Origin of the sequence: Pseudomonas sp. IPO3749, assembly GCF_013386605.1 — a bacterium.
Lineage (GTDB): Bacteria > Pseudomonadota > Gammaproteobacteria > Pseudomonadales > Pseudomonadaceae > Aquipseudomonas > Aquipseudomonas azotoformans_A.
This window is the reverse complement of sequence record NZ_JACARN010000012.1, coordinates 235,625-261,408: the sequence shown is the minus strand read 5'-3', so window position 1 is coordinate 261,408 and position 25,784 is coordinate 235,625. Positions and strand designations below refer to the sequence as shown.

Here is a 25,784-nt window from a genome sequence, read left to right as displayed (position 1 = left end):
GGCTTGAGATCAACTAAAAATGTCGCGTTTTTGCACGCGTTCGTCGCGCGAACCCGTGCAGCTACTTATGTAACCGACAGGTGTGACGGAATGATGTTCCCCGGATGTGGGGAATTGAGGGTATTAACTGACACACCAGAGATCCAAATGTGGGAGCGGGCTTGCTCGCGAAAGCGGCGTGTCAGTCACAGCAACTACAACTGACAGACCGCATTCGCGAGCAAGCCCGCTCCCACAGTTTTAACCGCGTGGTGTCAACTCAGGCGAGTGCTGTCTCGGCAGGCGAAACGATACTGGTCTTGCCACCTCGGGACTTACCCGAGCTCAAGTACTCGGCAATCGACTCCTGCGTCACCTCACCCAGGAACACCCGCTCCGCATCCATCACCGGCAACCACGAACGGTTGAACTCGTACATGCGCGACAGCAGGATGCGCAAATGCTCGTCATACGCCGCCGTGGCGTTGAACTCGCGCAGGTACTGGCCGCAGGTGCCGGTCTGACGGTGCAGATCGCGACGTCGTACATAACCCAGCGCCTTGTTCTCGGCGCAGGTGACCACCACATAGCGGCGGTCATGCTCGTCCATCAATTCCAGCGCATCGGCCACCGGGGTTTCCGGGCTCACCGACGGGGCGTTGTCTGCCGCGTCTTCGGCCTTCACCAGCAACAGGCGCTTGAGGGTGCTGTCCTGGCCCACGAAGTTGCTCACAAACTCGTCGGCCGGGTGCGCCAGCAGGGTGTCCGGATGATCGATCTGCAGCAGCTTGCCGGCGCGGAAGATCGCAATCTTGTCGCCCAGCTTGATCGCTTCGTCGATGTCGTGGCTGACCATGATCACGGTCTTGTTCAGCGCACGCTGCATCTCGAAGAATTCGTTCTGGATCATCTCGCGGTTGATTGGGTCGACCGCGCCGAACGGTTCATCCATCAGCAGCAACGGCGCGTCGGCCGCCAGGGCACGGATCACACCGATGCGCTGTTGCTGGCCGCCCGACAATTCACGCGGGTAGCGATGCAGGTATTGCTTGGGTTCCAGCTTGATCATGCTCATCAACTCGCGGGCGCGGTCGTGGCATTTTTGCTTGTCCCAGCCGAGCAATTTCGGCACGACCACGATGTTTTCCTCGATGGTCATGTTCGGGAACAGGCCGATCTGCTGGATCACATAACCGATATTGCGACGCAGGGTCACTTCGTCGAGGTCGGTGGTGTCTTCGCCGTTGATCAGGATCTTGCCCGAGGTGGGCTTGATCAGGCGGTTGATCATCTTCAGCGTGGTGCTTTTGCCGCAGCCCGACGGGCCGAGGAACACGCAAATCTCGCCTTCATTGACGGTCAGGCTTACATCGTTCACGGCGGTGACAGTCTTGCCGTTGCTTTGGAAGGTCTTGGACAGGTTTTGAAGTTCGATCATTTGAGCAATCCTTTTGGAGTCAGCGAGCGTTGCAGCCATTGCAAGAGCAGGTCGGCAAAAATGGCCAGGAGACTGACCAGCACGGCGCCGACGATCAGCATCGACATGTCGCTGCGGCTGATGGAAGCCAGAATAAGTACACCCAGGCCACCGGCACCGATGGTGGCGGCGATGGTCATCACACCAATGTTCATCACCACGGCGGTGCGCACACCGGCGAGGATCACTGGCACCGCGATGGGCAACTCGACCATGCGCAGGCGCTGGCCGAAGGTCATGCCGATGCCGCGTGCGGCTTCGCGAATACCCGGTTCCACACCCGTGAGGGCGAGGTAGGTGTTACGCATGATCGGCAGCAGGGAGTAGAGGAACACGGCGGTGATCGCCGGCATTGGCCCCAGGCCCTGGCCGAACTTGGAGTAGAACGGCAGCAGCAGGCCGAACAGGGCGATGGACGGCACGGTCAGCAGCACCGTGGCGCTGGCTTGCAGCGGGCCGGCAAGCGTCGGGAAGCGCGTCATCAGGATGCCCAGGGGCACGCCGATCAGGATCGCGAGGATCACGGCGATACCGACCAGGGTGATGTGTTGTCCGGTCAGTTGTAGGACTTGGGCCCAATCAAGATGGGAAAAGGCGTTCAGGAATTCCATGTCTTCTCCTCTTATTGATTGATGGGATGTTGGCGCAGGAAATCGGCGGCAACCGCGGAGGGGCTTTCATGGTCGACGTCGACCCGCGCGTTCAACTGGCGCATGGTTTCGTCGTCGAACAGATCGGCCAATGGCTTGAGGTCAGCGGCCAGTTCCGGGTGCGCGTCGAGATACACCTGACGCACCACGGGCGCGGCGGTGTAGTCCGGGAAGTAGTGCTTGTCGTCTGCCAACAGCTTCAGTTTGAAGGCGTTCAGGCGACCGTCGGTGGTGTAGACCAGACCGGCAAACACCTGGCCATTACGCAGCGCGGTGTAGACCAGGCCCGCGTCCATCTGCCGGGTGTTTTTGCGCGTGAGGTTCATGTCGTACAGCTTGACCATGCCGGCCAGGCCGTCGGAACGGTTGGCGAACTCGGTGTCCAGGGCCACCAGGCGGTTGCTCTTGGCGTCTTGCGCGACGGCCTTAGTCAGGTCGCTGATGCTGTTGATCTCGGGATGCTCAGCCGCAACTTTCTCCGGCAGCGCCAAGGCGTAGGTGTTGCTGAAACGCGACGGCGAGAGCCAGACCAGGCCTTTTTTCGCGTCGAGTTCTTTTACCCGTGCGTAGGACTGTTCGCTGTCGAGCTTCTCGTCAACGTGGTTGTAGGCCACCAACGACACGCCGGTGTATTCCCAGATCAGGTCCAGTTGCCCGCTTTCCTGGGCACTGCGCGCCAGGTTGCTGCCCAGGCCGCCGGTCACGCGGGTGTCATAGCCCTTGGTGCGCAGGTACTGGGAGGTGATTTCGGCCAGCAGGGTCTGTTCGGTGAACACCCGGGCGCCGATGCGGATCACCGGTTTTTCGGCGGCTTGCGCAATGCCTGCACACAGCAGGACGCAGCTCAATATCAAGGTCAGTTTTTTCATGTCGGTTCCTTAAGACGCACGCAGCCCGCGTTCCAGCCAGAGGCGGCTGGCCAGGGTCACCAGACCGTCAAGCAGCAAGGCCAGCAACGCGGTGCACGCGGCGCCGAGCAGCAATTGCGGCTGATTGTTCAGGGCGATACCAGGGAAGATCAGGCTGCCCAGGCTGTTGGCGCCGATCAGGAAGGCCAGCGGCGCGGTACCGACGTTGATCGCCAGGGCCACGCGCACGCCACCGATGATGATCGGCACGGCGTTGGGCAATTCCACGCGAAACAGCACCTGGCGTGGCGTCATGCCAATGCCGGTGGCCGCTTCTTTCAGCGAGCCTTGAACGTTTTTCAGGCCTTCGTAGGTGTTGCGCACGATGGGCAGGAGGGAGGCGAGGAACAGCGCGAAGATCGCCGGGCCGCTGCCGATGCCGAGGACGCCGAGGGCGATGGCCAGTACGGCCAGGGGAGGGACGGTGTTGCCGATGTTGAAGATCTGCATGAAGCGTTCTGCGCGCCCGACCATGTGCGGTCGGCTGAGCAGGATACCGGCGGGGATGCCCACAATGAGGGCCGCCAGCATGGAGACAAGAACGAGGATCAAGTGAGCTTGCAGGTAAAACAACAAATCGTCGCGGTACAGTTCGATCGTGTTGATGCCGATCCAGTGGACCAGCAGGGCCAGGAGGGCGACGACAACCGCTCCTCCTATCAGCCCTTTGCCATAGCGAATAGCCACAGGCGGACTCCTTTTTTCTTTTGTCGGCGAACACATTTCCGAGCGGCAATGCCATTCCTGGCTGTCGGCGAATGAGTTCGCGAAAAGCAGCTCGCCGATACCGGCAACGCGGTATGCGATCGAGCCATGAGCGCAGCCTCGTCAGGCTAACTTGCTGATTTATCAGCCCCTGTTCCGAGTGCGGTAGCAGGGGAGTGGACGTCTCGACCTTTTAAAAGGTTCCATACTTGGCAGCATTTAGCCACCCCTAATCGGGTGAACGGTGGTCCGGCCCCTGGGGTTTGCGCTATACTCGCCGCCCTTTTTTGACTCACCTGCCAGGCGATTTCCCATGACCCACCAGGCCGCCGAAGTCGCGAAACGCCGCACTTTCGCCATTATTTCCCACCCCGATGCCGGTAAAACCACCATCACCGAGAAACTCTTGCTGATGGGCAAGGCAATCGCGGTGGCCGGCACGGTGAAATCCCGCAAATCCGACCGCCATGCCACCTCCGACTGGATGGAAATGGAAAAACAACGGGGTATTTCCATTACCACGTCGGTCATGCAGTTCCCGTATCGCGACCACATGGTCAACCTGCTCGACACCCCGGGCCACGAAGACTTCTCCGAAGACACCTACCGCACCCTGACCGCGGTGGACTCGGCGCTGATGGTCCTCGACGGCGGTAAAGGCGTCGAGCCACGCACCATTGCGCTGATGGACGTGTGCCGTCTGCGTGACACGCCCATCGTCAGCTTTATCAACAAACTCGACCGCGACATCCGCGACCCGATCGAGCTGTTGGACGAAATCGAAGCCGTGCTGAAGATCAAGGCCGCGCCGATCACCTGGCCGATTGGTTGCTACCGCGACTTCAAGGGCGTGTACCACCTGGCCGACGACTACATCATTGTCTACACCGCCGGCCACGGTCACGAACGCACCGAAACCAAGATCATCGAGAAACTCGACTCCGACGAAGCCCGCGCCCATTTGGGTGACGAGTACGATCGTTTTGTCGACCAGCTGGAACTGGTGCAGGGCGCCTGCCATGAGTTCAACCAGCAGGAGTTCCTCGACGGCCAGCTGACCCCGGTGTTCTTCGGTACCGCCCTGGGCAACTTTGGTGTCGACCATGTGCTCGACGCCGTGGTGGATTGGGCCCCGCGCCCACTGGCCCGTGTCGCCAACGAACGCACCGTGGAACCGGTCGAAGAGAAATTCACCGGCTTCGTGTTCAAGATCCAGGCGAACATGGACCCAAAACACCGCGACCGCATCGCCTTCATGCGCATCTGCTCCGGCAAATACGAAAAAGGCATGAAGATGCGCCACGTGCGCACCGGTAAGGACGTGCGCATCGGCGATGCCCTGACGTTCTTCTCCTCCGAGCGTGAACAGCTCGAAGAAGCCTACGCTGGCGACATCATCGGCCTGCACAACCACGGCACCATCCAGATCGGCGACACCTTCACCGAAGGCGAAGCCCTGGGCTTCACCGGTATCCCGCACTTCGCCCCGGAACTGTTCCGCCGCGTCCGCCTGCGTGATCCGCTCAAATCCAAGCAACTGCGCCAAGGCTTGCAGCAATTGGCGGAAGAGGGCGCCACCCAGGTGTTCTTCCCCGAGCGCAGCAACGACATCATCCTCGGCGCCGTCGGTGTGCTGCAGTTCGATGTGGTCGCCAGCCGCTTGAAAGAGGAATACAAGGTCGAATGCTCCTACGAGCCGATCACCGTGTACTCCGCGCGCTGGATCGATTGCAGCGATAAGAAGAAGTTGGAAGAGTTCTCCAACAAGGCTGTGGAAAACCTCGCGGTGGACGGCGGTGGTCACTTGACCTACCTGGCGCCGACACGGGTTAACCTGGCGCTGATGGAAGAGCGCTGGCCGGATGTGAAATTCCGTGCGACCCGCGAGCACCATTAAGGTCTGAGCGGTAAAGAAAAGGGCGAAGCTGTTATGGCTTCGCCCTTTTTTGTGGCGCGTCCTGATGAATGCGTGTAGTAGATATATAGAATATTGCTTGTAGTTATTTTCCCAAATAAGCGTAGGCAAAAGCACTCAATGTAAGTGGTCAGATTCCTTTTTGACGTTGGCTTTCATTTTTATGGCGACAAGGTCTATTGCTACGTCTAGCTTTCATAGTGTGTTTAAACTTTGTGGAGGCTAAAGATGGGTCAGGCTAATGAGTTAGGTGCGTTAAAAAAAATAGAAGAGCACGGCAATAAGAATAAAAGGGTCGCCATTCTCGATCGCTATTATGATCTCCTTGTGAAAAGTGCTGCTGACTTTGAATTGTCTTGTCTAAATGGCGAATTCGAGCCTTTAATGGAGCTTCCTATATTAGATGAGCGTATGCGTCAGTTTCTTTCAGTGGCAACGGCACAGTTTTTTGAACTTGGAACGTATGGCGGCGTGCCCCTGCGGTTGCTTGACCTGAGGGGTAACCCAAACACTCAAACGACGAAAACACTGGCGTCGACTTTAATTGTGGCCCGTGCGGTCCGGCATATTCAGAAGACAGGAGAAAGTATTTTACTGTTTTCACCGTCATCAGGGAATAAAGCTATTGCATTGCGTGATGCGGTGTTGCGCGCACTACAAGCAAAGCTGGTTCATGAAGAACAGTTGCGAATTGTCACGCTAACTCCGGTCCAGACAGTAGAAAAGATTCGCCGTAACGAGCTATATGAAAATCCGAGGCTTCGGGAGTTAAATCCAATCTTCGTGCTTCATACGGATTCACCAGAGCGGGTAAAGACTGTTGGTCAGGAATTTAAGGAAGGGTTTTCTGGTGTTGAGCGTACGGGACTAAGATTATGGCATTCGCTACGCCTTGAAAATTACCGGTTCTCCGATCAGTCGCGAGCTTTTTTTGACTTCGAATACGGAGACGCATGGGATGTAGATCGTAAGACAGTCCATGTGCATGCTGTCTCTAGTGCATATGGTCTATTAGGGTATTTGTCAGGAATAAAAGCCTTAAGGAAGAGCAATCATTCCGTGGCATCCCCATTATTTTTGTTAGTTCAACATTTGGCTACAAGTGACATGGTGCTGCACGTGTTGGACGGTGATTTTTCTGGCATGTCCACGCCTAACTATTCGCTCGTCTCGGGCGGACTGTGGGTGCAATCAGAGTCCCCGCATTTCCCTGCGACCACCTGGAGCCCTAATGAGGTTCTTGAGCCGACTTTTTACACGCATCATCCTGCCACTGCTGATGAGATGAGTGCAGCGATAAAACAAAGCGGTGGTTCAGGCATTGTTGTATCTCTTCACGAATGTTTGCAACGCTATAGCGAGTGCGTGCACCTATTAGCCAAGACGCCGGTGAGATTACCCTCTGATCCAAGGGATCTTAAGGAGTGGTCATTAGTTATGGCGATTAGTGGATGCTTGAACGCAATTGATCGGGGGCTGTTAATGGGAGTTGATGGATATACCATACATGCTTCGGGAACCTACTCGAGCCAAGATTACAAGCGCGTGCCTGATGAGGGACTGATTTATGTAAATACGGTCGAGGAAATGCTAGCGTATTTTCGCTAGTGATGGGAAAGTTTGACTATGAGTATATCGATAGATAAATTATGCCATTTTCGAGTCGTGAGAGGTCTTTCCAAAGTAGGGGAAGATGTTGAGATTACCTACGTGGGTGTCAGTGAGGGTTTAGTTTATATCGAGCCTTTTATAGAAGGATGTTACTTTGATCTCTCGTCGATCGTAAGTCAGGGCACCTTCGAGTGGAAAGATCTTGAGCGTTTTTTGAGGAGCACCAAAAGCGAGTTGGTGGTTATGATGGCGCCTGTGCCGACCATAAGCCAGTTTGTGTGTAAAACTGATGTTGTTGGTGTATGTCGTATTCATCAGGAGGTCGATGTCTCGCGAGGGTATGATCATATAAAGAGCCAGATATCCAGAAGAGAGGAAAAACGTAGAACTCAATGTATTGCGCAGGGATTTTATTACAATGTCTCAGTTGAGGATCGTGATTTTTACGAGTTTTATCATTCGATGCATTTGCCAACAATGAGGAATCGTTATGGAGATCTCGCACGAAGTGTGAAAGAAACAGAGGCATATACCGACTTGTTCAAAAAAGGTGTGTTGTTTCGCGTGTACAGAACTCAGGGGTGGGTCGCGGGGAGTGTTTCGCAAATTGACGAATCTAGTCGAATACTTAATGCTCGGCTGATAGGCGTTAAAGAGGGGTGTGATATATATCGCACTGATGGTTCTCAAGGCTTTGTCTATCAATCAATCATAGAGTGGGCGGCCCATAACTCAAGTATTGACTGTGTTGACTTTCAAGGCTGCGAGCCATTTTTGACCAAGGGGACATTTCAATACAAAAAGCGTTTTGGCGCGCGCGCAGTTATTCCTAAAAATAAATTTGGTGATTGGCGTTTGCTTATCCGTGTTGCATCGCTAAGCCTATCGGCTCGACATTTTTTAATAAATAATCCTCTCTTGGTGGAAGATGAACGGGGAGGGTTGAACGCGCAGTACTGCTTTGATGCAACTAACGGTCCGCGTAAAGATATTCCGTATGCCTCAGAGGGAATAAATGGCGCGGTATATCTCAATTTGGATAGTCTATATGACTAGATTAAAATTCATAGTGATGCAGTGGGTAAGGTATTTCAGTCCAGTCGCTTGGGTGCTCGCGTCAATTATTTTCATCAATCGACTGAGTGCCATGGTCAAACTGTTCATGGCGCTGTATCTCCGTCAGGTGCTGGATTTGCCTATTGAGTGGGTCGGTTGGATGTTGTCTGGGTACGGCGCAGGTCTTTTGTTAGGGTCACTAGCGGGTGGGATATTGAGTGACTTTTTTCCAACTGCACGTCTTACTGTTCTGTTGTTATCAGCCTGTAGTATTGCGCTGGCTTCATTAGGGTTCGTGATCGACGTATATCTACTCGCTGGACTGTTGGTGATGGGGGGGATTTTTGACGGTGCTGTTCGAACACTGCACCAACGTTTGATCATGGAGTATTGCGAAGTCTCGGATAGGCAACGGACGCAGGCGTTGAACCGCGTTGCAGCAAATTTGGGTATGGCAGTCGCCGGTTTGATGGGCGGTATGCTGGCGCAGATTGACTTTCGTTGGTTGTTCTTCATTAGCGCCATATTTATGGTTGTAGGACTTGTATGGTTTGCACGTACAATTCTGCATCGCGCCGTACAGGTATATGCAAGCACTCCATCAAGTAACGGCCAGCAGAGCCCTTACAAAAAACGAGAGTTTCGTTGGTTGCTGGTTGCTACTATTTTTCTCGGGCTTGCCTTCGAACCTGTTTATAGCATGCTCGGAAACTACCTTGCAGACTACTATCAGTTTGGTACAAACGTCATTGGATGGCAATTTGCATTGAATGCATTATTGATCGTAGCGCTGCAAGTACCGATTTCTCACTGGACTGAACATTGGGGAGTGCGTCAGCAGATTTTAACAGGCTGCGTGCTTCTGGCATGCGGGTTCGGTATGTTGCCATTTGGATCCGGTCTTTTTTTTGTATCGCTCTCAACAATACTTTGGACACTGGGAGAGATTTTATTTTTACCAGCGCTCAATATTCTTGTTATGCAATTCGCGCAATCAGGTAAAAGCGGACAGTACTTTGGCATTTTTTCGATGTGCTGGAGCGGTAGTGCTCTGGTATCGCCCACGTTGGGAGGGCAGATTTACGGTATGTTCGGTGGGCACAGTATTTGGGTGATCACATCCTTACTGGCTCTGTTTTCAATACCCTTTGTCTATCTGGCCGTCCGTTTCGAACCTCGAGGTGCATAGGGCCTTGTTGTGCCGCATTCCGTGGGCCCAAAAGGATCCACTAAGCGTTGAGCATTACAGGAGAAGGATGCAGTTTTTTTTGTGGCGAGAGTGGCACATCGGGTCTAGCGTTGCGGGTGTAGGAACTGCCCATTGACTGAGAAAGAGGAAGACGCTGTGCCTAGTGTCAAACGCGTCATCTGCTGGATGCTGTTAGCCAGTCTGGGGCTGACCACGGTCCCGGCACTGGCGGGCGCTGGAGCGCCGCAATGGAAAGACACCGGCCCGGTCACCAAGAAAAAACAGCAAGAGGTCAACTCCGGCAGCTGGAAACCGCAAGCCCAGCCCGCCACGAAGGAAGACCAGGAAAACCCCTACAACGATGGCGAGGACAGTGAAACCTACGACGACGGCGAAACCTGACGCCTGGCGTAAACCCGGCATCGGGGCTAGCGTCAACGCTGGCGGCGGTGAACGGCTACCGCGTGGGATCTACCTACTGACTGGACGGAATCAACCATGAGTATTTTTCAACGTGTTGTGCTGTTGATAAAAGTGATGGTGTTGTTGTCGTTGGGAATGTCGTCGGCCTGGGCGCATAACCCGGTGCAGAGCGGTGTTGTGTCGTCGGTGCATAGCCAGGATTTGCAACTGGCGAAGTCCGAGGCGGAGCCTGGCGATAAGGACCAGGGTGGCAGCGAGGGTGATGATGACTCCACCACCGACGAGCCGGACAGCGATGATCCGGACGCCGAAGGCGACAGCCAGACGTAGGCTTCGCCCGAAAGAAAGCCCCTCCCGCCAGGCTGATGCGCAACCTGATGGGAAGGGCTGTAGAACACAGGCAATGCCCTGGGCTTGATCACCCAGGGCATTTTTGTTGCGATGTCACGCCACGAACTGCTCCGCGTAGTGGCAGGCCACCTGGCGGTTGTCCAAGGCGCGCAGTTGTGGTTCCTCGGTGCTGCACCGTGCGGTCGCGTACGGGCAGCGCTTGTGGAAGGCGCAGCCAGGCGGCGGGTTCAGCGGGTTGGGCAGCTCGCCAACGATCTTGATCTTCGGCTTGTTCGGGTCCGGGTGGATGGTCGGAGTGGCCGACAGCAGCGCCTGGGTGTAGGGGTGCAGCGGGCGTGCGTAGATGTCTTCCTTGGGACCGACTTCCACCGGACGGCCGAGGTACATCACCATCACGTCATCCGCGACGTGTTGCACCACCGCCAGGTTGTGGGAGATGAACACGTAGGCCGTGTTGAATTCCTGCTGCAGGTCCATGAACAGGTTGAGCACCTGGGCCTGGATCGACACGTCCAGTGCCGAGGTGGGTTCATCGGCCACCAGCACTTTGGGTTGCAGCATCATCGCGCGGGCCAGGGCAATGCGCTGGCGCTGACCGCCGGAGAACATGTGCGGGTAGCGCTGATAATGCTCGGGGCGCAGGCCCACTTGCTTCATCATCGCCTGCACTTTCTCGCGGCGTTCGGCAGCGGACAGGTTGGTGTTGATCAGCAGCGGCTCGCCGAGTTGATCACCGACTTTCTGCCGTGGGTTCAACGAGGCGTACGGGCTCTGGAACACCATCTGCACGTCTTTGCGCAGTTGTTTGCGCTGGGCCTTGTCGGCGCCGGCGACTTCCTGGCCGGCGATTTTCAGTGAACCCGAAGACGGCTCTTCAATCAGCGTGAGCGCACGGGCCAGGGTGGATTTGCCGCAGCCCGACTCGCCCACGACGGCGAGGGTCTTGCCGGCTTCCAGCTCGAAGGACACGCCATTGAGTGCGCGCACCAGCGCGTGGCCCTTGAACAGGCCACGGGACACTTCGTAGTGACGGGTCAGGTCGCGGGCGGTAAGAACGACGGCCATTACGCCACCTCCTGGTTCAAGGGGTAGAAGCAGCGCGCGAGGCTGTTGGTTTTTGGATCAAGCCCCGGACGCTGGGCACGGCAGGAGTCCTGCACATAGGGGCAGCGCGGCGACAGCAGGCAGCCCTGCGGACGGTCATAACGACCCGGCACGATACCTGGCAGCGTGGCCAGGCGCGTGGCGCCCAGGCTGTGTTCCGGAATCGCCTTGAGCAGCGCTTCGCTATACGGGTGCGCTGGAATGTCGAACAGTTGCGGCACCTGGCCGACTTCAACGGCTTGGCCGGCATACATCACGCACACGCGCTGGGCGGTTTCCGCCACGACTGCAAGGTCGTGAGTGATCAGCACCAGGCCCATGTTCTGTTCTTTCTGCAGGGCCAGCAGCAGTTCCATGATCTGCGCCTGGATGGTCACGTCCAGTGCGGTGGTCGGCTCATCCGCGATCAGCAGTTTCGGCTCGCCGGCAATCGCCATGGCGATTGCCACGCGCTGGCTCATACCGCCGGACAGTTGGTGCGGGTAGGCATCCATACGGCTGGCGGCGCCTGGGATTTCAACCTTTTCCAACAGCTCGATGGCACGCTTGCGCGCTTGTTTGCCGGACATCTTCAGGTGCAGGCGCAGCACTTCTTCAATCTGGAAACCCACGGTGTAGCTGGGGTTGAGCGCGGTCATCGGGTCCTGGAACACCATCGCCAGGTCTTTGCCGACGATCTGGCGGCGCTGGCGGTTGCTCAGCTTGAGCATGTCCTTGCCGTCGAAGTTCAGCGCGTCGGCGGTGACGATGCCGGGGTGCTCGATCAGGCCCATCAGCGCCATCATGGTCACGGATTTACCCGAGCCCGACTCGCCAACGATGGCCAGGACTTCGCCTTTGTCGACCGAAATGTCGAGGCCATCGACCACCGGAACGGCGGTCTTGTCGCCGAAGCGCACGTTGAGATTCTTGATTTCTAACAGTGACATGGGAATCTCCTCAGGCGGCGTTCTTGAGTTTCGGGTCCAGCGCATCGCGCAGGCCGTCGCCCATCAAGTTGATTGCCAGCACGCTGAGCAAAATGGTCAAACCCGGCAGGCTCACCACCCACCAGGCGCGTTCGATGTAGTCACGGGCCGAAGCCAGCATGGTGCCCCACTCCGGGGTTGGCGGTTGTACGCCAAGGCCAAGGAAGCCCAGGGCCGCGGCATCGAGGATCGCCGAAGAGAAGCTCAAGGTGGCCTGTACGATCAGCGGCGCCATGCAGTTGGGCAGCACGGTGATGAACATCAGGCGTGGCAGGCCGGCACCGGCGAGGCGGGCGGCGGTCACGTAGTCACGGTTCAGCTCGCCCATGACCGCAGCGCGGGTCAGGCGGACATAGGACGGCAACGACACGATCGCGATGGCGATCACGGTGTTGATCAGGCCAGGGCCGAGGATCGCGACGATGGCCACGGCCAACAGCAGCGAAGGCAGGGCCAGCATGATGTCCATCAAACGCATGATGGTCGGGCCGAGCAAACGCGGGAAGAACCCGGCGAACAGGCCCAGCAGGATGCCCGGAATCAGCGACATCACCACCGACGACAAGCCGATCAGCAGCGACAGGCGCGAGCCCTGGATCAGGCGTGAGAGCAAGTCACGGCCCAGTTCGTCGGTGCCGAGCAGGAACTGGATCTGCCCGCCTTCCAGCCACGACGGCGGGGTCAGCAGGAAATCACGGTATTGCTCGCTCGGGTTATGCGGGGCAACCCAGGGGGCGAAGATCGCGCAGAACACGATCAGCACCATGAACAGCAGGCCGGCAACCGCGCCCTTGTTCTTGGAGAAGGCTTGCCAGAATTCTTTGTACGGGGACGGATACAGCAGGCTTTGATCGACTGCTGACACTGGAGTAGGTGTGGTCATGGTCATGATCTCAGCGCTGGTGACGGATGCGTGGGTTGGCGAAGCCGTAGAGGATATCCACCACGAAGTTCACCAGGATCACCAGGCAGGCGATCAGCAGGATGCCGTTTTGCACCACCGGGTAGTCCCGCGCGCCAATGGCTTCGATCAGCCATTTGCCGATGCCGGGCCAGGAGAAGATGGTCTCGGTCAAAACCGCACCGGCCAGCAGCGTGCCGACTTGCAGGCCGACCACAGTGAGTACCGGGATCAGCGCGTTACGCAAGCCGTGCACGAACACCACGCGCGCCGGCGACAGGCCTTTGGCCTTGGCGGTGCGGATGTAGTCTTCACGCAAGACTTCGAGCATCGACGAACGGGTCATCCGCGCGATCACGGCCAACGGAATGGTGCCGAGCACGATGGCCGGCAGGATCAGGTGGTGCAGGGCGTCGAAGAAAGCGTCCGGCTCGTCAGCCAGCAGGGTGTCGATCAGCATGAAGCCGGTGCGCGGCTCGATGTCGTAGAGCAGGTCGATCCGCCCGGAAACCGGGGTCCAGCCCAGGCTGACCGAGAAGAACATGATCAGGATCAGGCCCCACCAGAAGATCGGCATCGAATACCCCGCCAGGGAGATGCCCATCACCCCATGGTCGAACAGGGATCCTCGCTTGAGTGCCGCGATCACCCCGGCCAGCAGGCCCAGGATACCGGCGAACAACAGGGCGGCCATGGACAGTTCCAAGGTCGCCGGGAAGAGGGCGGTGAATTCAGTCCACACGCTGGTGCGGGTACGCAGCGATTCGCCAAGGTCACCCTGGGCCAGTTTGCCGACGTAATCCAGGTATTGCGCATACAGCGGCTTGTTAAGGCCAAGGCGTTCCATTGCCTGTGCGTGCATCTCGGGGTCGACGCGCCGCTCGCCCATCATGACTTCGACGGGGTCGCCAGGGATCATGCGAATCAACGCAAACGTGAGCAACGTTATGCCGAAAAACGTGGGGATCAATAACCCCAGTCGGCGGGCAATAAAACTAAACATCTTGTCGTGTACCTCAATCAGCCGGTTAGGCAGGTTCGGCACCGCCAATGTCGACGGTGCCGAGCGTTTCTCTTATTTACTTCACCTGGGTGGTGGCGAAGTTATTTGTACCCAGAGGGCTTTGAGTGAAGCCTTCTACGTTCTTGCGCATGGCGGTGAACAGTTTTGGATAAGCCATGGGAAGCCATGGTTGGTCCTTATCGAAAACGTCCTGTGCTTGTTCATAGAGTGCAGCGCGTTGGGCGGGTTCAGCGATGGCGCGCGCCTTGTCGATCAAGTCTTGAAACTCTTTGTTACACCAGCGGGCGTAGTTTTCGCCGTTTTTCGCTGCATCGCAACTCAGGTTTGGCGTCAGGAAGTTGTCCGGGTCGCCGTTATCACCGACCCAGCCAGCGGAAACCATGTCGTGCTCGCCGTTTTTAGCACGCTTGAGCATTTCGCCCCATTCCATGACTTTGATATTCACCTTCAGGCCGATCTGCGCCAGATCCGCCTGCATGCGCTGGGCGCCGAGCATCGGGTTGGGGTTGGTCGGGCCGCCACCGTTACGGGTGAACAAGGTGAACTCAGTGCCTTCCGGTACACCAGCTTCCTTGAGCAGGGCGCGGGCCTTGTCCAGATCGCGGGGCGGGTTCTTCAGCTTGTCGCTGAAACCCAGCAAGGTCGGCGGATAAGGGCCGGTGCCCACTACCGCATTGCCTTTGCCGAACAGGGCTTCGGTGTAGCCGGCCTTGTCGAACGCGATGTTGATCGCGTGACGCACCCGCGCATCGCTCATGTATTTGTGGGTGGTGTTCAGCGCGGTGTAACTGGTGGTCATCGCCGCCAGTTCATCGACTTTCAGGTTAGGGTCTTTCTTGATGCTGGGAATGTCATCCGGCTTGGGGAACAACGCGATCTGACATTCGTTGGCCTTGAGCTTCTGCAGGCGCACGTTGTTATCGGTTGAGATCGCCAGGATCAGCGGGTCTACCTGCGGTTTGCCACGGAAGTAGTCGGGGTTGGCCTTGAACCGCGCCTGGGCGTCTTTCTGATAACGGGTGAAGACGAACGGGCCGGTGCCGATGGGCTTGGCGTTGAGGTCTTCGGTCTTGCCGGATGCGAGCAACTGGTCGGCGTATTCCTTCGAATGGATGGAAGAGAATGCCATGCCCAGGTCGGCCAAAAACGGTGCTTCAGGACGGGTCAGGGTAAAGACGACGGTGTGGTCGTCGGTCTTCTCTACGCTCTTGAGCAGTTCCTTGAAGCCCATGCTTTCGAAGTACGGGTAGCCCACGAGGGACTTTTTATGCCACGGATGGTTCGGGTCCAGCTGGCGCTGGAAGCTCCAAAGCACGTCGTCGGCATTCAGGTTGCGCGTGGGTTTGAAGTAGTCGGTGGTGTGGAACTTGATGTCGTCACGCAGGTGAAAAGTGTACGTCAGGCCATCGGCGCTGATCTCGGGCAGGTCCTTGGCCAGTGCCGGGACCACTTCGGTGGTGCCGGGCTTGAAGTCCACCAGACGGTTGAACATGGTCTCGGCAGCGGCGTCAGCGGTCACGGCCGTGGTGTACAGGACCGGGTCGAAACCTTCCGGGCTGGCTTCGGTGCAGACCACCAGTGGTTTGGCCGAAACGCCGATCGCCACGCTCAACAGCGCGGCAGCCATGGCGGCTTGTAGTGGGAGCAATTTCATTCGGAGCCCTCTGCAATCGATGGGACCAGACAAGCGTAGACGGCGGGCTCGTCCTGAGCCCGCCGTCTACCTGGCGCTAATTAAAGAATGTTGAACGGAACAGTGGTCACCAGACGGAACTCTTTGATGCTGCCGTCAGCCTGGAACTCGCTGCCACGGTGCTCAACATAAGTTGCGCGCACGGTAGTGGCCTTGAGCGGGCCACTCTGGATGGCGTAGGAGCCACCGATGCCGTATTCCTGGTGTTTTTCGCCGTCTTGGTTCTGGATGCCGTCGTAGGCGAACTTGGCCCGACCGTTGTTACCGGTGTAGTGGGTACCGTCGATGCCCCAGCCGCGCGCCGAGTAGATGTTGAACTTCAGGCCTGGCACGCCGTATTCGGCCATGTTGATGCCGTAGGCGACCTGGAAGGATTTCTCGTTCGGGCCGTTGAAGTCGGAGGTCAGGGAGTTGGCCAGGTAGATGCCGTTGGTTTCGTGCAGGTAGTCGAAGTATTCGTTACCGTTCACCGCCTGGTACGAGAAGGTCAGGCTGTGAGCCTGGTGGGCCAGGCCCAGGGACAGGGAGTAGGTATCGTTGTCGATTTCCCCCATCTCTTTTTTGCCTTCATCGACCGTCTTGTAGTAGTTGAAGCCGGTGGTCAGCGCCAGTTGCTGAGCGTCGCCCAACTCGTGGGTTGCGCCGAAGTAGTACTGGTTCCAGAAGTCCTTCACGTTGGCGCCGAAGACGCTGACTTTCAGGCTTTTCAGTGGCTGGTAGTTCAGGCCCAGGGTGGACACCTTGTCGGTTTCCGCGCCATTGCCGTATTCGGTACGGAATTTCGACAGGCTCTGCTCGGAACGTGGCGAAACGCGATCGAAGATGCCGCCCTGGAACGACAGGTTGCTGAACTCTTCGCTGTTGAAGCTCACACCCTCAAAGCTCGACGGCAGGGCACGGTTGCCGATGGTGTCGACGATGCCGCTGCTGAAGTTCTGACGACCGGCGGTCAACGTGGTGTTCGACACACGGAACTGCACGTTGGCCAGACCCAGTTTGCTCCACTGGCCGACTGCATCGCCATCGGAGTCAGCCAGGGTACGGTTGGAACCGCCCTTGATGTCGCGTTTGCTGCGGTCCAGGACCAAGGCGTTGTAGACCGCCAATTCAGTCTTCACGCCCACGGTGCCCTGGGTGAAACCCGAGCTGGCGTTGATGATGGTGCCCTGTACCCAGTTGGTACGGTTACGGTCGGTCAGGGTCTGGCCATGTTTCTTGTATTCGAAGGTGCCGCCACGGTATTTGCTTTCGTGGGAGTACCAGTTACGCGTGGTGCCGCCCAGGCTGAAATCTTCGATAAAGCCCTTGGCCTCGCTTTGGGCGCTGGTGCCGGCCAGTGTGGTAGGAACGAAGTCCTGGCTGGCGGATTCAGCGTAGGCGGTGGCCGTGATGCTGCTGATGGCCAAGGCCAGAAGCGCTTTGCTGCTCAGTTTCATTGATGAAGCTCCTTTGGTTCTCTTTTTAATGCCGGTCTTTTTTGGTGATCCGGCTATTGGGTGTGTAACTCGTTCAAGCCTTTGCAAACGTTTGGCGTAGGAAAATTCCCAACAAAAGGCCGCGCGTTTGCAGCAAGGCGGTATCCGCCTTGCGCAATCCGGTTATTTTCTTATGGGGTGATACTGACGCCCGAGAACACGTTGCGGCCGAAGGGGCTCACTTTGAAACCTTCGACTTTGGCGCTTAACGGCTGGTTGACCGTCGAGTGGGCGACGGGCGTGATCGGCACCTGCTGCTTGAGCAGTTGCTGCGCCTGTTTGTACAGAACAGTCCTTTGTTCGCGGTCGGTCACGACCTTGGCTTGCTTGATCAGCTTGTCGTACGCCGGGTCACACCACATGGAGTAGTTGTTCCCGCCGATGGCGTCGCAGCTGTAGAGGGTGCCCAGCCAGTTGTCCGGGTCACCGTTGTCGCCGGTCCAGCCGATCAGGCTCACATCGTGCTCACCGTTCTTGGTGCGCTTGATGTACTCGCCCCACTCGTAGCTGACGATCTTGACCTTGAGGCCGATCTTGGCCCAGTCGCTTTGCAGCATCTCGGCCATCAGCTTGGCGTTGGGGTTGTACGGACGTTGTACCGGCATCGCCCACAGGGTGATTTCGGTGCCTTCCTTCACGCCGGCGGCCTTGAGCAGTTCCTTGGCTTTTTCCGGGTTGTAGGCGGCGTCCTTGATGCTGTCGTCGTAGGACCACTGCGTCGGCGGCATGGCATTGACGGCCAATTGCCCGGCGCCCTGGTACACGGCGTTCAGGATGCTCTGCTTGTTCACCGCCATGTCCAGCGCCTGGCGCACTTCGAGCTGGTCGAAGGGCTTGTGACGCACGTTGTAGGCGATATAGCCAAGGTTGAACCCCGGCTTGGTCAGCAGTTGCAGGTTCGGGTCGGCCTTGAGGGCATCGACGTCAGCCGGACGCGGATGCAGGGTCACCTGGCACTCGCCGGCCTTGAGCTTTTGCACCCGCACCGACGCATCGGTGTTGATGGCGAAGATCAACTGGTCCAGCTTGACCTTGCTCGGGTCCCAGTACTGTTTGTTGGCCACATAACGGATCTGCGAATCTTTCTGATAACGCTGGAACACGAAAGGGCCAGTGCCGATCGGCTTCTGGTTGATGTCGCTCGGCTTACCGGCCTTGAGCAACTGCTCGGCGTATTCGGCCGAGAGGATCGCGGCGAAGCTCATGGCGATGTTCTGGATAAACGCGGCGTCGACCGTGTTCAAGGTCATCACCACGGTGTGCGGGTCGGTTTTGGCGACCTTGGCAATGTTCTTGTTCAGGCTCATCCCGTTGAAGTACGGAAACTCGGTGGGGTAGGCCTTGCGAAACGGATGGTCGGGGTCAAGCATGCGGTTGAAGGTGAACAGCACGTCGTCGGCGTTGAAGTCCCGCGTTGGCTTGAATTCCTTGTTGCTGTGGAATTTCACCCCTTCACGCAAATGGAAGGTGTAGGTCAGGCCATCTGGCGAAATATCCCACTTGGTTGCCAGCGCAGGTACGACACCGGTCTCGCCCTTTTCAAACTCAACCAGGCGGTTATACAGCGGCTCGGCCGCATCGTTATCGGTGGCGGTGGTGTATTGCGCGGTATCAAAACCGGCCGGGCTGCCTTCCGAGCAGAACACCAGGCTCTGCTTGTCGGCGGCGTGGCCCATCGTGGCCACAGCCAGCAGGCTGGTGGCAAACATTGCGGATAGAACGGTGGTATGGCGCATGACGATCCCGATCCTTGATTGTAGTTGTCATCAGCGAGCAATCACCCTGGCGTTTGGCCAGGGTGACATCACTGATCCCACACGCAGCAAGTGCCATTCCGAACTGGTTGCCTCTGCTGTCCTACGACGTTATGGGTCGCGGACCTGGCAGTAAATGCACCAAATCGGATTGACCTTGTAGGCAACGGAGTCACGCATCGCAGTTCATTGCTGTAGGACGCAACGGTTTGCGGGTGTGGTCTGTTTCCTACGGTCTAGGCGGATGCAATAACGGCGACGTTAGGAAACGTCGCCGCCAATGATCCTTACTTGCCGCTGACGCTCACGCCGTAGAAGGAGTTCAAGCCAAACGGGCTGATCTTGAAGTCCTGCACGGTGGAACGCATGGGTTGATACACCGTCGAGTGCGCGATAGGTGTCATCGGGACAGCATCTTTGAGGATATGTTGCGCCTGCTTATACAGCTCGGTGCGTTTGGCGACGTCCGACGTAGCCTTGGCTTCTTTTACGATGCCGTCGAATTTCTTGTCGCACCATTTGGAGAAGTTATTGCCTTGCAGCGAGTCGCAGCCGAACAGCACGTTCAGCCAGTTGTCCGGGTCACCATTGTCACCACTCCAGCCAATGATCATGGCCTGGTTCTCGCCACCTTTGGAGCGCTTGATGTACTCGCCCCACTCGTAGCTGGTGATCTTCACGTTGAGACCGATCTTCTTCCAGTCGTTCTGCAGCATTTCTGCCATCAGCTTGGCGTTCGGGTTGTACGGACGCTGAACCGGCATGGCCCACAGGACGATTTCGGTACCTTCCTTGACGCCCGCTTCCTTGAGCAGCGACTTGGCTTTCTCAGGATCGTACTTGGCGTCCTTGATGGTGGTGTCATACGACCATTGGGTTGGCGGCATGGCGTTGACGGCCAACTGGCCGGCGCCCTGGTACACGGAGTCGATGATCTGCTGCTTGTTCACCGACATGTCCAGCGCCTGGCGTACGCGCAGGTCGGCCAGCGGGTTGGGCTGGCCGCTGCCCTTGACCTTGTCCATGACGTTGTAGGCGATGTAGCCCAGGTTGAAACCGGCTTGGTGCGGCAGTTTCAGGTCCTTGTCATCGCCCAGCGCCTTGAGGTCGGCCGGACGTGGGAAGAGGGTGATCTGGCATTCGTTTTTCTTGAGCTTCTGGATACGCACCGACGGGTCGGTAGTGATGGCGAAGATCAGGTTGTCGATCTTCACGTCTTCAGGTTTCCAGTAGTCCTTGTTGCCGGTGTAACGGATGTTCGAGTCTTTCTGGTAGCTCTTGAACACGAACGGGCCAGTGCCGACCGGCTTCTGGTTGATGTCCGCGGCCTTGCCTTCTTTCAACAGTTGGGCGGCGTATTCAGCCGACTGGATCGAAGCGAAGCTCATTGCCAGGTTCTGGATGAAAGCGGCGTCCACAGTGCCAAGGGTGAACTTGACGGTGTGCTCGTCGACTTTCTCGATGTTCTTGATGTTGGTGTCCATCCCCATGTCCGTGAAGTACGGGAACTCGGTGGGGTAGGCCTTACGGAACGGATCGTCCTTGTTGATCATGCGGTTGAACGTGAACAGCACGTCATCGGCATTGAAGGTACGGGTCGGCTTGAAATACGAGGTGGTGTGGAACTTGACGCCATCACGCAGGTGGAAGGTGTAGGTCAAGCCATCCGGGGACACGTCCCAGCTGGTGGCGAGCCCAGGAATCACAGCGGTGCCGCCGCGCTCGAACTGGGTCAGGCGGTTGAACATGGTTTCGGCCGAGGCATCGAAGTCTGTTCCGGTGGTGTACTGGCCTGGATCAAAACCGGCCGGGCTCCCTTCGGAGCAGAACACCAGGTTAGTCGCCGCTTGGGCGAAAGGAGCTGCGGCCATAAGGCCAGCGCTAACAATTAACGGAATGACTGCGTGTTTAAGCATGTTGGCCTCATGATTTGTTGTCATTTTTGGTGGTGAGGGCGACCTCGTGAGTCGGCCTGCGGATACTGATGCAGGCGCCATACCCATTGCAAGATGCTGAACCGTTACAGAGGTAAAACAGTGGTACGAACGTACAGGAATGTCGCAATTATGAAAGTTTGTACATATTTGCGTCTATTTCGAGGGTTTTTTCGGTGCAGGCGGCGCACCAAAAATGACCAACCGAGGCGTCTAGCGCACTCGGTTGGGGCGTCGCTGTTACTTCTCTAGACTCACGCCGTAGAACGGCGTCAAGCCGAAGGGGCTGATCTTGAAGTCCTTGACTTCCTTTCGCAGCGGTTGGAAAACCGTCGAGTTCGCGATAGGCGTTATAGGTACTTGTTCCTTAAGGATTTTTTGTGCCTGTTGATACCACTTGATGCGCTGCTCGCGGTCGTTGCTGACCTTGGCTTGCTGCACCAGTTTGTCGTAGGCCGGGTTACACCATTTGGCGTAGTTACTGCCCTTGACCGCAGCACAACTGTAGAGCACGCCCAGCCAGTTATCCGGGTCGCCATTGTCACCGGTCCAGCCATAAATCATGGCGTCATGCTCGCCATTCTTGGCGCGTTTGATGTATTCGCCCCATTCATAACTGACGATATTGGCCTTGATGCCGATTTTTTCCCAATCTTGCTGAATCATCTGTGCGGACATACGCGCGTTGGGGTTGGAGGCGCGTTGTACGGTCATGGCCCACAGGTTGATGGTGGTACCGGGTGCAACCCCTGCTTCTTTTAGTAGCGCCTTGGCCTTCGCAGGATCGTGAGGCGCGTCCTTGATGCCGGGATCATAAGACCACTGCGCAGGCGGCAGTGCGTTCTGCGCCAATTGTCCGGCGCTCTGGTACACGGCCTTGATGATTGCCGGCTTGTCGATTGCCATGTCCAGCGCCTGGCGCACCTTGAGCTGGTCCAGCGGCGGGTGGGTTACGTTGTAGGCCAGGAAACCCAGGTTGAAACCGGCTTGTTGCAGCACGCGCAAATTCGGGTCCTGTTTCATCACCTCGATATCCGCAGGGCGCGGGTATCCGCTGACCTGGCATTCACCGGCCTTGAGCTTTTGCAGGCGCGACGCCGCATCTGGCGTGATGGCGAACACCAGGTTGTCGAGCTTCACATCCTCGGGTTTCCAATACTGTTTGTTGGCTACGTAGCGGATCTGCGAATCCTTCTGGTAGCGCTTGAATACAAACGGCCCGGTGCCTACCGGTTTCTGGTTGATCTCTTCGGCCTTGCCTTGCTTGAGCAGTTGCGCGGCGTATTCGGCGGATTGCACCGAGGCGAAGCTCATGGCCAGGTTCTGTACGAACGACGCATCGACGTTATTGAGGTTGAAGCGCACGGTGTGCTCGTCGAGTTTGTCGACGCTCTTGATCGTGGTGTTCAAGCCCATGTCGGTGAAGTAGGGCGATTCGGAAGGGTAAGCCTGGCGAAACGGGCTTTGCGCATCCAGCAGGCGGTTGAAGGTAAACAGCACATCATCCGCGTTGAAGTCGCGGGTAGGGGTGAAGAAATCGGTGGTGTGGAACTTGACGCCATCGCGCAGGTGGAAGGTATACGTCAGGCCGTCCTTGGACACGTCCCAGCTCGTCGCCAGGCCAGGCTCGACTTCGGTGCCGCCGCGCTTGAACTGGGTCAGGCGGTTGAACACGGTTTCGGCAGACGCATCAAAATCGGTGCCGCTGGTGTACTGGCTGGGGTCGAAACCGGCGGGGCTGGCTTCGGAGCAGTAGACCAGGGTACTGGCCGCCTGGGCCAGTGGCATAAACGCCAGCAGGCCGGCGGCGAGGAGGAGCGGTTTTAAGGCAATTCTTTCCATGGAGACCCCTGAAGTGGCAGGCATATATAAGCTGCCCGAACGAAAACGGCGCTACCGAGGGTAACGCCGTTCAGGTTTATCAGGTAGGGGTCACGGCATCTGCACTTCAATCACGCCATCGGCGCTCATGTTGACCTGGCTGGTGCCGGCTTCCACTTCAGGCGTGGGTGCCGAATCGGCCATGGCCGCTTTCATCATCATGCCGCCACGGGCATACGGCATCGGGTAGCCGTTGGTGTTGAAGTTCAGGTTGACGATCTTGTAGCCCTTGCCACCCAGCGCATCGGTGGCCAGTTGCGCGCGTGCTTTAAACGCGGCGACGGCATCTTTGAGCAAGGCATCTTCGCTGGACTTGCGCGTGGCGTCGGCGATGGAGAACTCCATGTTGTCCATTTTCAGGGTGCTCTGCAGTTCGCCGGTGAGCTTGGACAATGCCGGGAAGTCCGCGCTTTCCAGGCGCAGTTCGGCGCGCTCACGCCAGCCGGTGATCTTCTGGTTCTTGCTGTCGTAGATCGGGTAGCTGTTGCGACTGCCTTGGCGCAGGGTCACTGCTTTGACTTCGCGCGCCTGGCCCAAGGCCTTGTTCATGGTGGTGGTGATTTCGGCGGCGAGCTTGGCCGGGTCGCTGTTCTGGGATTCGGTGTAGAGGGTCACGATCATCTTGTCGCGGGCCACCTCCTGGCTGACCTCGGCGCGCAGGGAAATCTGGTTGTAGTTCAGTGCGTCAGCGGCCAGTGCTGGCAGGCTGACCAGGGTGCCGACGCTGAGGGTGAGGGCGGCTGCACTGCGAGTGAAACGAGACATGGAAGCTCCTTGAGATAGTCGTGTTGGGTATGACTGTAGACGGTGGCATCGGGTTCTTCGGGTTTACACATTAGCTACAAGTTGTGGTGATGCCGACGAACGGTCATTCGCCCGGCCTGCGGCAAAGAGCCACACACGCCGTGCCAGCCCGCCTGCTTCGTTTATACTCCTGCCGATCCGCCTGCAGCGCTCACCGGGAGAGCACATGCTCGCCGCCGTAAAACTGACTTCCGCCACCCGCCAGAACCTCTGGCGCCTGACGTTCATCCGTACCCTGGTACTGGCCGCACAGGCCGGCTCCGTCGGGCTTGCCTATTGGTTCGACCTGCTGCCGCTGCCGTGGCTGCAACTGGGTGTGACCCTCGGTTTCTCCACTGTGCTCTGTGTGTTTACCGCGATCCGGTTGCGTACCACGTGGCCGGTGACCGAGCTGGAATACGCCCTGCAATTGGCCTGCGACCTGTTTATCCACAGTGTGTTGCTGTATTTCTCCGGCGGTTCCACCAATCCGTTTGTTTCGTATTACCTGGTGCCGCTGACCATCGCTGCCGTGACTTTGCCGTGGCGCTATTCGGTGGTGCTGTCGGGTATTGCCCTGACGCTTTACACCTTGCTGTTGGCGCGGTTCTACCCACTGCAAACCTTCCCGATCGCTCGGGAAAACCTGCAGATTTACGGGATGTGGCTGAGTTTCGCGCTGTCCGCAGCGGTGATCACCTTCTTCGCGGCGCGCATGGCCGAAGAACTGCGTCGCCAGGAAGAACTGCGTGCCATTCGCCGTGAAGAGGGCCTGCGTGACCAGCAACTGTTGGCTGTCGCTACCCAGGCTGCCGGCGCCGCCCATGAGCTGGGCACACCCCTGGCCACCATGAGCGTGCTGCTCAACGAAATGACTCAGGACCATCACGACCCGGCGCTGCAAGAAGACCTCGGCGTACTGCGCGAACAGGTCAAGCAGTGCAAGCAGACCCTGCAGCAACTGGTGCGCGCCGCCGAAGCCAATCGTCGCCTGGCGGTGGAAATGCAGGACGTGACCCAGTGGCTCGACGAAGCCCTGAACCGCTGGCACCTGATGCGCCCCGAAGCCAGTTACCGTTTCCACCTGCTGGGCCAGGGCAGCGTGCCGCGCATGGCGCCGCCACCGGACCTGACCCAGGCGCTGCTTAACCTGCTGAACAACGCCGCCGACGCTTGTCCCGAGGGGTTGGGCGTAGAGTTGGACTGGGACGCCGAAGACGTGACCATCAGCATTCGTGACCACGGCGCGGGCGTGCCGCTGGCCATTGCCGAGCAGATCGGCAAACCCTTCTTTACCACCAAGGGCAAAGGCTTCGGCCTTGGCCTGTTTTTGAGCAAGGCCAGCGTGACCCGCGCGGGCGGCTCAGTGAAGCTCTATAGTCATGAGGAAGGTGGCACGCTCACCGAGCTGCGCCTGCCCCGTGTCGCACGAGGAGATATCGATGAGTGACGAGATCCAAGTCGAAGGCGAAGAACTGCCGCACCTGTTGCTGGTAGATGACGACGCCACCTTTACCCGCGTGATGGCGCGCGCCATGAGCCGTCGCGGTTTCCGTGTCAGCACCGCAGGGTCGGCCGAGGAAGGCTTGACCATCGCCCAGGCCGACCTGCCGGACTACGCCGCGCTCGACCTGAAGATGGACGGCGACTCCGGCCTGGTGCTGCTGCCCAAGCTGCTGGAACTCGACCCGGAAATGCGCGTGGTGATCCTCACCGGTTACTCCAGCATCGCCACCGCCGTCGAGGCGATCAAGCGCGGCGCCTGTAACTACCTGTGTAAGCCGGCGGATGCCGATGACGTACTGGCCGCCTTGCTCTCCGAGCACGCCGACCTGGACACCCTGGTGCCGGAAAACCCAATGTCGGTGGACCGACTGCAGTGGGAACACATCCAGCGCGTGCTGACTGAGCACGAAGGCAACATCTCCGCCACTGCCCGCGCCCTGGGCATGCACCGCCGTACCTTGCAGCGCAAGTTGCAGAAGCGCCCGGTACGCCGCTGA

22 protein-coding genes are annotated in these 25,784 nt (G+C 58.0%); 8 read left to right on the top strand and 14 right to left on the bottom strand.

Translation table 11 applies throughout. The features are described from left to right. Positions 1-259 precede the first annotated feature (259 nt). The 4 genes from HX812_RS05910 to HX812_RS05895 are packed head-to-tail and all read right to left on the bottom strand — an operon-like array spanning position 260 to position 3,737. Positions 260-1,417, bottom strand: coding sequence for a betaine/proline/choline family ABC transporter ATP-binding protein (locus tag HX812_RS05910; protein ID WP_003171711.1), 1,158 nt, complete (start codon positions 1,415-1,417; stop codon positions 260-262). After that, positions 1,414-2,067, bottom strand: coding sequence for an ABC transporter permease (locus HX812_RS05905; protein WP_010213201.1), 654 nt, complete (start codon positions 2,065-2,067; stop codon positions 1,414-1,416). Before HX812_RS05905 ends, HX812_RS05910 begins: the two co-directional genes overlap by 4 nt. 11 nt (positions 2,068-2,078) lie before the next feature. Then, positions 2,079-2,975: a glycine betaine ABC transporter substrate-binding protein gene (locus tag HX812_RS05900; RefSeq protein ID WP_038850879.1), complete on the bottom strand. Its 897-nt coding sequence runs from the start codon at positions 2,973-2,975 to the stop codon at positions 2,079-2,081. A 9-nt stretch (positions 2,976-2,984) separates the two neighbouring features. Further along, positions 2,985-3,737 carry an ABC transporter permease gene (locus HX812_RS05895; protein ID WP_306173374.1) on the bottom strand — a complete coding sequence of 251 codons (753 nt, stop codon included), beginning with the start codon at positions 3,735-3,737 and terminating at the stop codon, positions 2,985-2,987. Positions 3,738-4,032: 295 nt separating this feature from the next. On the opposite strand from HX812_RS05895, the gene HX812_RS05890 reads away from it, so the two are divergent. The 6 genes from HX812_RS05890 to HX812_RS05865 all read left to right on the top strand — a co-directional run bounded on the left by HX812_RS05890 (position 4,033) and on the right by HX812_RS05865 (position 10,243). Next, positions 4,033-5,616: a peptide chain release factor 3 gene (locus HX812_RS05890; protein WP_010213196.1), complete on the top strand. Its 1,584-nt coding sequence runs from the start codon at positions 4,033-4,035 to the stop codon at positions 5,614-5,616. Positions 5,617-5,862: 246 nt separating this feature from the next. Then, positions 5,863-7,242: a DUF6002 family protein gene (locus HX812_RS05885; protein ID WP_218174313.1), complete on the top strand. Its 1,380-nt coding sequence runs from the start codon at positions 5,863-5,865 to the stop codon at positions 7,240-7,242. A gap of 18 nt (positions 7,243-7,260) precedes the next feature. Next, positions 7,261-8,301 (top strand): hypothetical protein, encoded by a 1,041-nt coding sequence (locus HX812_RS05880; protein ID WP_080642460.1) that lies wholly within the window; start codon positions 7,261-7,263, stop codon positions 8,299-8,301. A 91-nt stretch (positions 8,302-8,392) separates the two neighbouring features. Then, complete coding sequence (locus HX812_RS05875) at positions 8,393-9,490, top strand: MFS transporter (RefSeq protein ID WP_371318377.1); 1,098 nt, start codon at positions 8,393-8,395, stop codon at positions 9,488-9,490. Positions 9,491-9,646: 156 nt separating this feature from the next. Then, a complete protein-coding gene (locus HX812_RS05870; protein WP_038850904.1) occupies positions 9,647-9,892 on the top strand; it encodes a hypothetical protein in 246 nt (81 codons plus the stop codon). A 96-nt stretch (positions 9,893-9,988) separates the two neighbouring features. Beyond that, positions 9,989-10,243, top strand: coding sequence for a hypothetical protein (locus tag HX812_RS05865; protein ID WP_038850885.1), 255 nt, complete (start codon positions 9,989-9,991; stop codon positions 10,241-10,243). A gap of 114 nt (positions 10,244-10,357) precedes the next feature. On the opposite strand, the gene HX812_RS05860 is transcribed toward HX812_RS05865, so the two are convergent. The 10 genes from HX812_RS05860 to HX812_RS05815 all read right to left on the bottom strand — a co-directional run bounded on the left by HX812_RS05860 (position 10,358) and on the right by HX812_RS05815 (position 23,763). Continuing rightward, positions 10,358-11,329: a peptide ABC transporter ATP-binding protein gene (locus HX812_RS05860; protein ID WP_016976250.1), complete on the bottom strand. Its 972-nt coding sequence runs from the start codon at positions 11,327-11,329 to the stop codon at positions 10,358-10,360. Then, on the bottom strand, positions 11,329-12,297 hold the full coding sequence (locus HX812_RS05855; protein ID WP_028618822.1) for an ABC transporter ATP-binding protein: 969 nt from the start codon (positions 12,295-12,297) through the stop codon (positions 11,329-11,331). Before HX812_RS05855 ends, HX812_RS05860 begins: the two co-directional genes overlap by 1 nt. 10 nt (positions 12,298-12,307) lie before the next feature. Further along, positions 12,308-13,219, bottom strand: a complete 912-nt coding sequence (locus tag HX812_RS05850; protein ID WP_033903370.1) for an ABC transporter permease subunit — start codon at positions 13,217-13,219, stop codon at positions 12,308-12,310. A 10-nt stretch (positions 13,220-13,229) separates the two neighbouring features. Beyond that, complete coding sequence (locus HX812_RS05845; protein WP_017739471.1) at positions 13,230-14,240, bottom strand: ABC transporter permease subunit; 1,011 nt, start codon at positions 14,238-14,240, stop codon at positions 13,230-13,232. A 76-nt stretch (positions 14,241-14,316) separates the two neighbouring features. Then, positions 14,317-15,915 carry an ABC transporter substrate-binding protein gene (locus HX812_RS05840; RefSeq protein ID WP_038850886.1) on the bottom strand — a complete coding sequence of 533 codons (1,599 nt, stop codon included), beginning with the start codon at positions 15,913-15,915 and terminating at the stop codon, positions 14,317-14,319. Positions 15,916-15,995: 80 nt separating this feature from the next. Continuing rightward, on the bottom strand, positions 15,996-17,390 hold the full coding sequence (locus tag HX812_RS05835; RefSeq protein ID WP_038850888.1) for an OprD family outer membrane porin: 1,395 nt from the start codon (positions 17,388-17,390) through the stop codon (positions 15,996-15,998). Positions 17,391-17,560: 170 nt separating this feature from the next. Next, complete coding sequence (locus HX812_RS05830; protein ID WP_370590778.1) at positions 17,561-19,138, bottom strand: ABC transporter substrate-binding protein; 1,578 nt, start codon at positions 19,136-19,138, stop codon at positions 17,561-17,563. Positions 19,139-19,470: 332 nt separating this feature from the next. Further along, positions 19,471-21,099, bottom strand: a complete 1,629-nt coding sequence (locus HX812_RS05825; protein WP_038850891.1) for an ABC transporter substrate-binding protein — start codon at positions 21,097-21,099, stop codon at positions 19,471-19,473. 258 nt (positions 21,100-21,357) lie between these two features. Then, entirely contained in the window at positions 21,358-22,959 is a 1,602-nt protein-coding gene (locus HX812_RS05820) for an ABC transporter substrate-binding protein (protein ID WP_038850893.1), read from the bottom strand. 90 nt (positions 22,960-23,049) lie between these two features. Then, positions 23,050-23,763 (bottom strand): SIMPL domain-containing protein, encoded by a 714-nt coding sequence (locus HX812_RS05815; protein ID WP_033903376.1) that lies wholly within the window; start codon positions 23,761-23,763, stop codon positions 23,050-23,052. Between the two features lie 205 nt (positions 23,764-23,968). Between HX812_RS05815 and HX812_RS05810 the strand changes: the two genes are divergently transcribed. Further along, on the top strand, positions 23,969-25,231 hold the full coding sequence (locus tag HX812_RS05810; RefSeq protein WP_038850895.1) for an ATP-binding protein: 1,263 nt from the start codon (positions 23,969-23,971) through the stop codon (positions 25,229-25,231). After that, entirely contained in the window at positions 25,224-25,784 is a 561-nt protein-coding gene (locus HX812_RS05805) for a response regulator transcription factor (RefSeq protein WP_003171731.1), read from the top strand. Before HX812_RS05810 ends, HX812_RS05805 begins: the two co-directional genes overlap by 8 nt.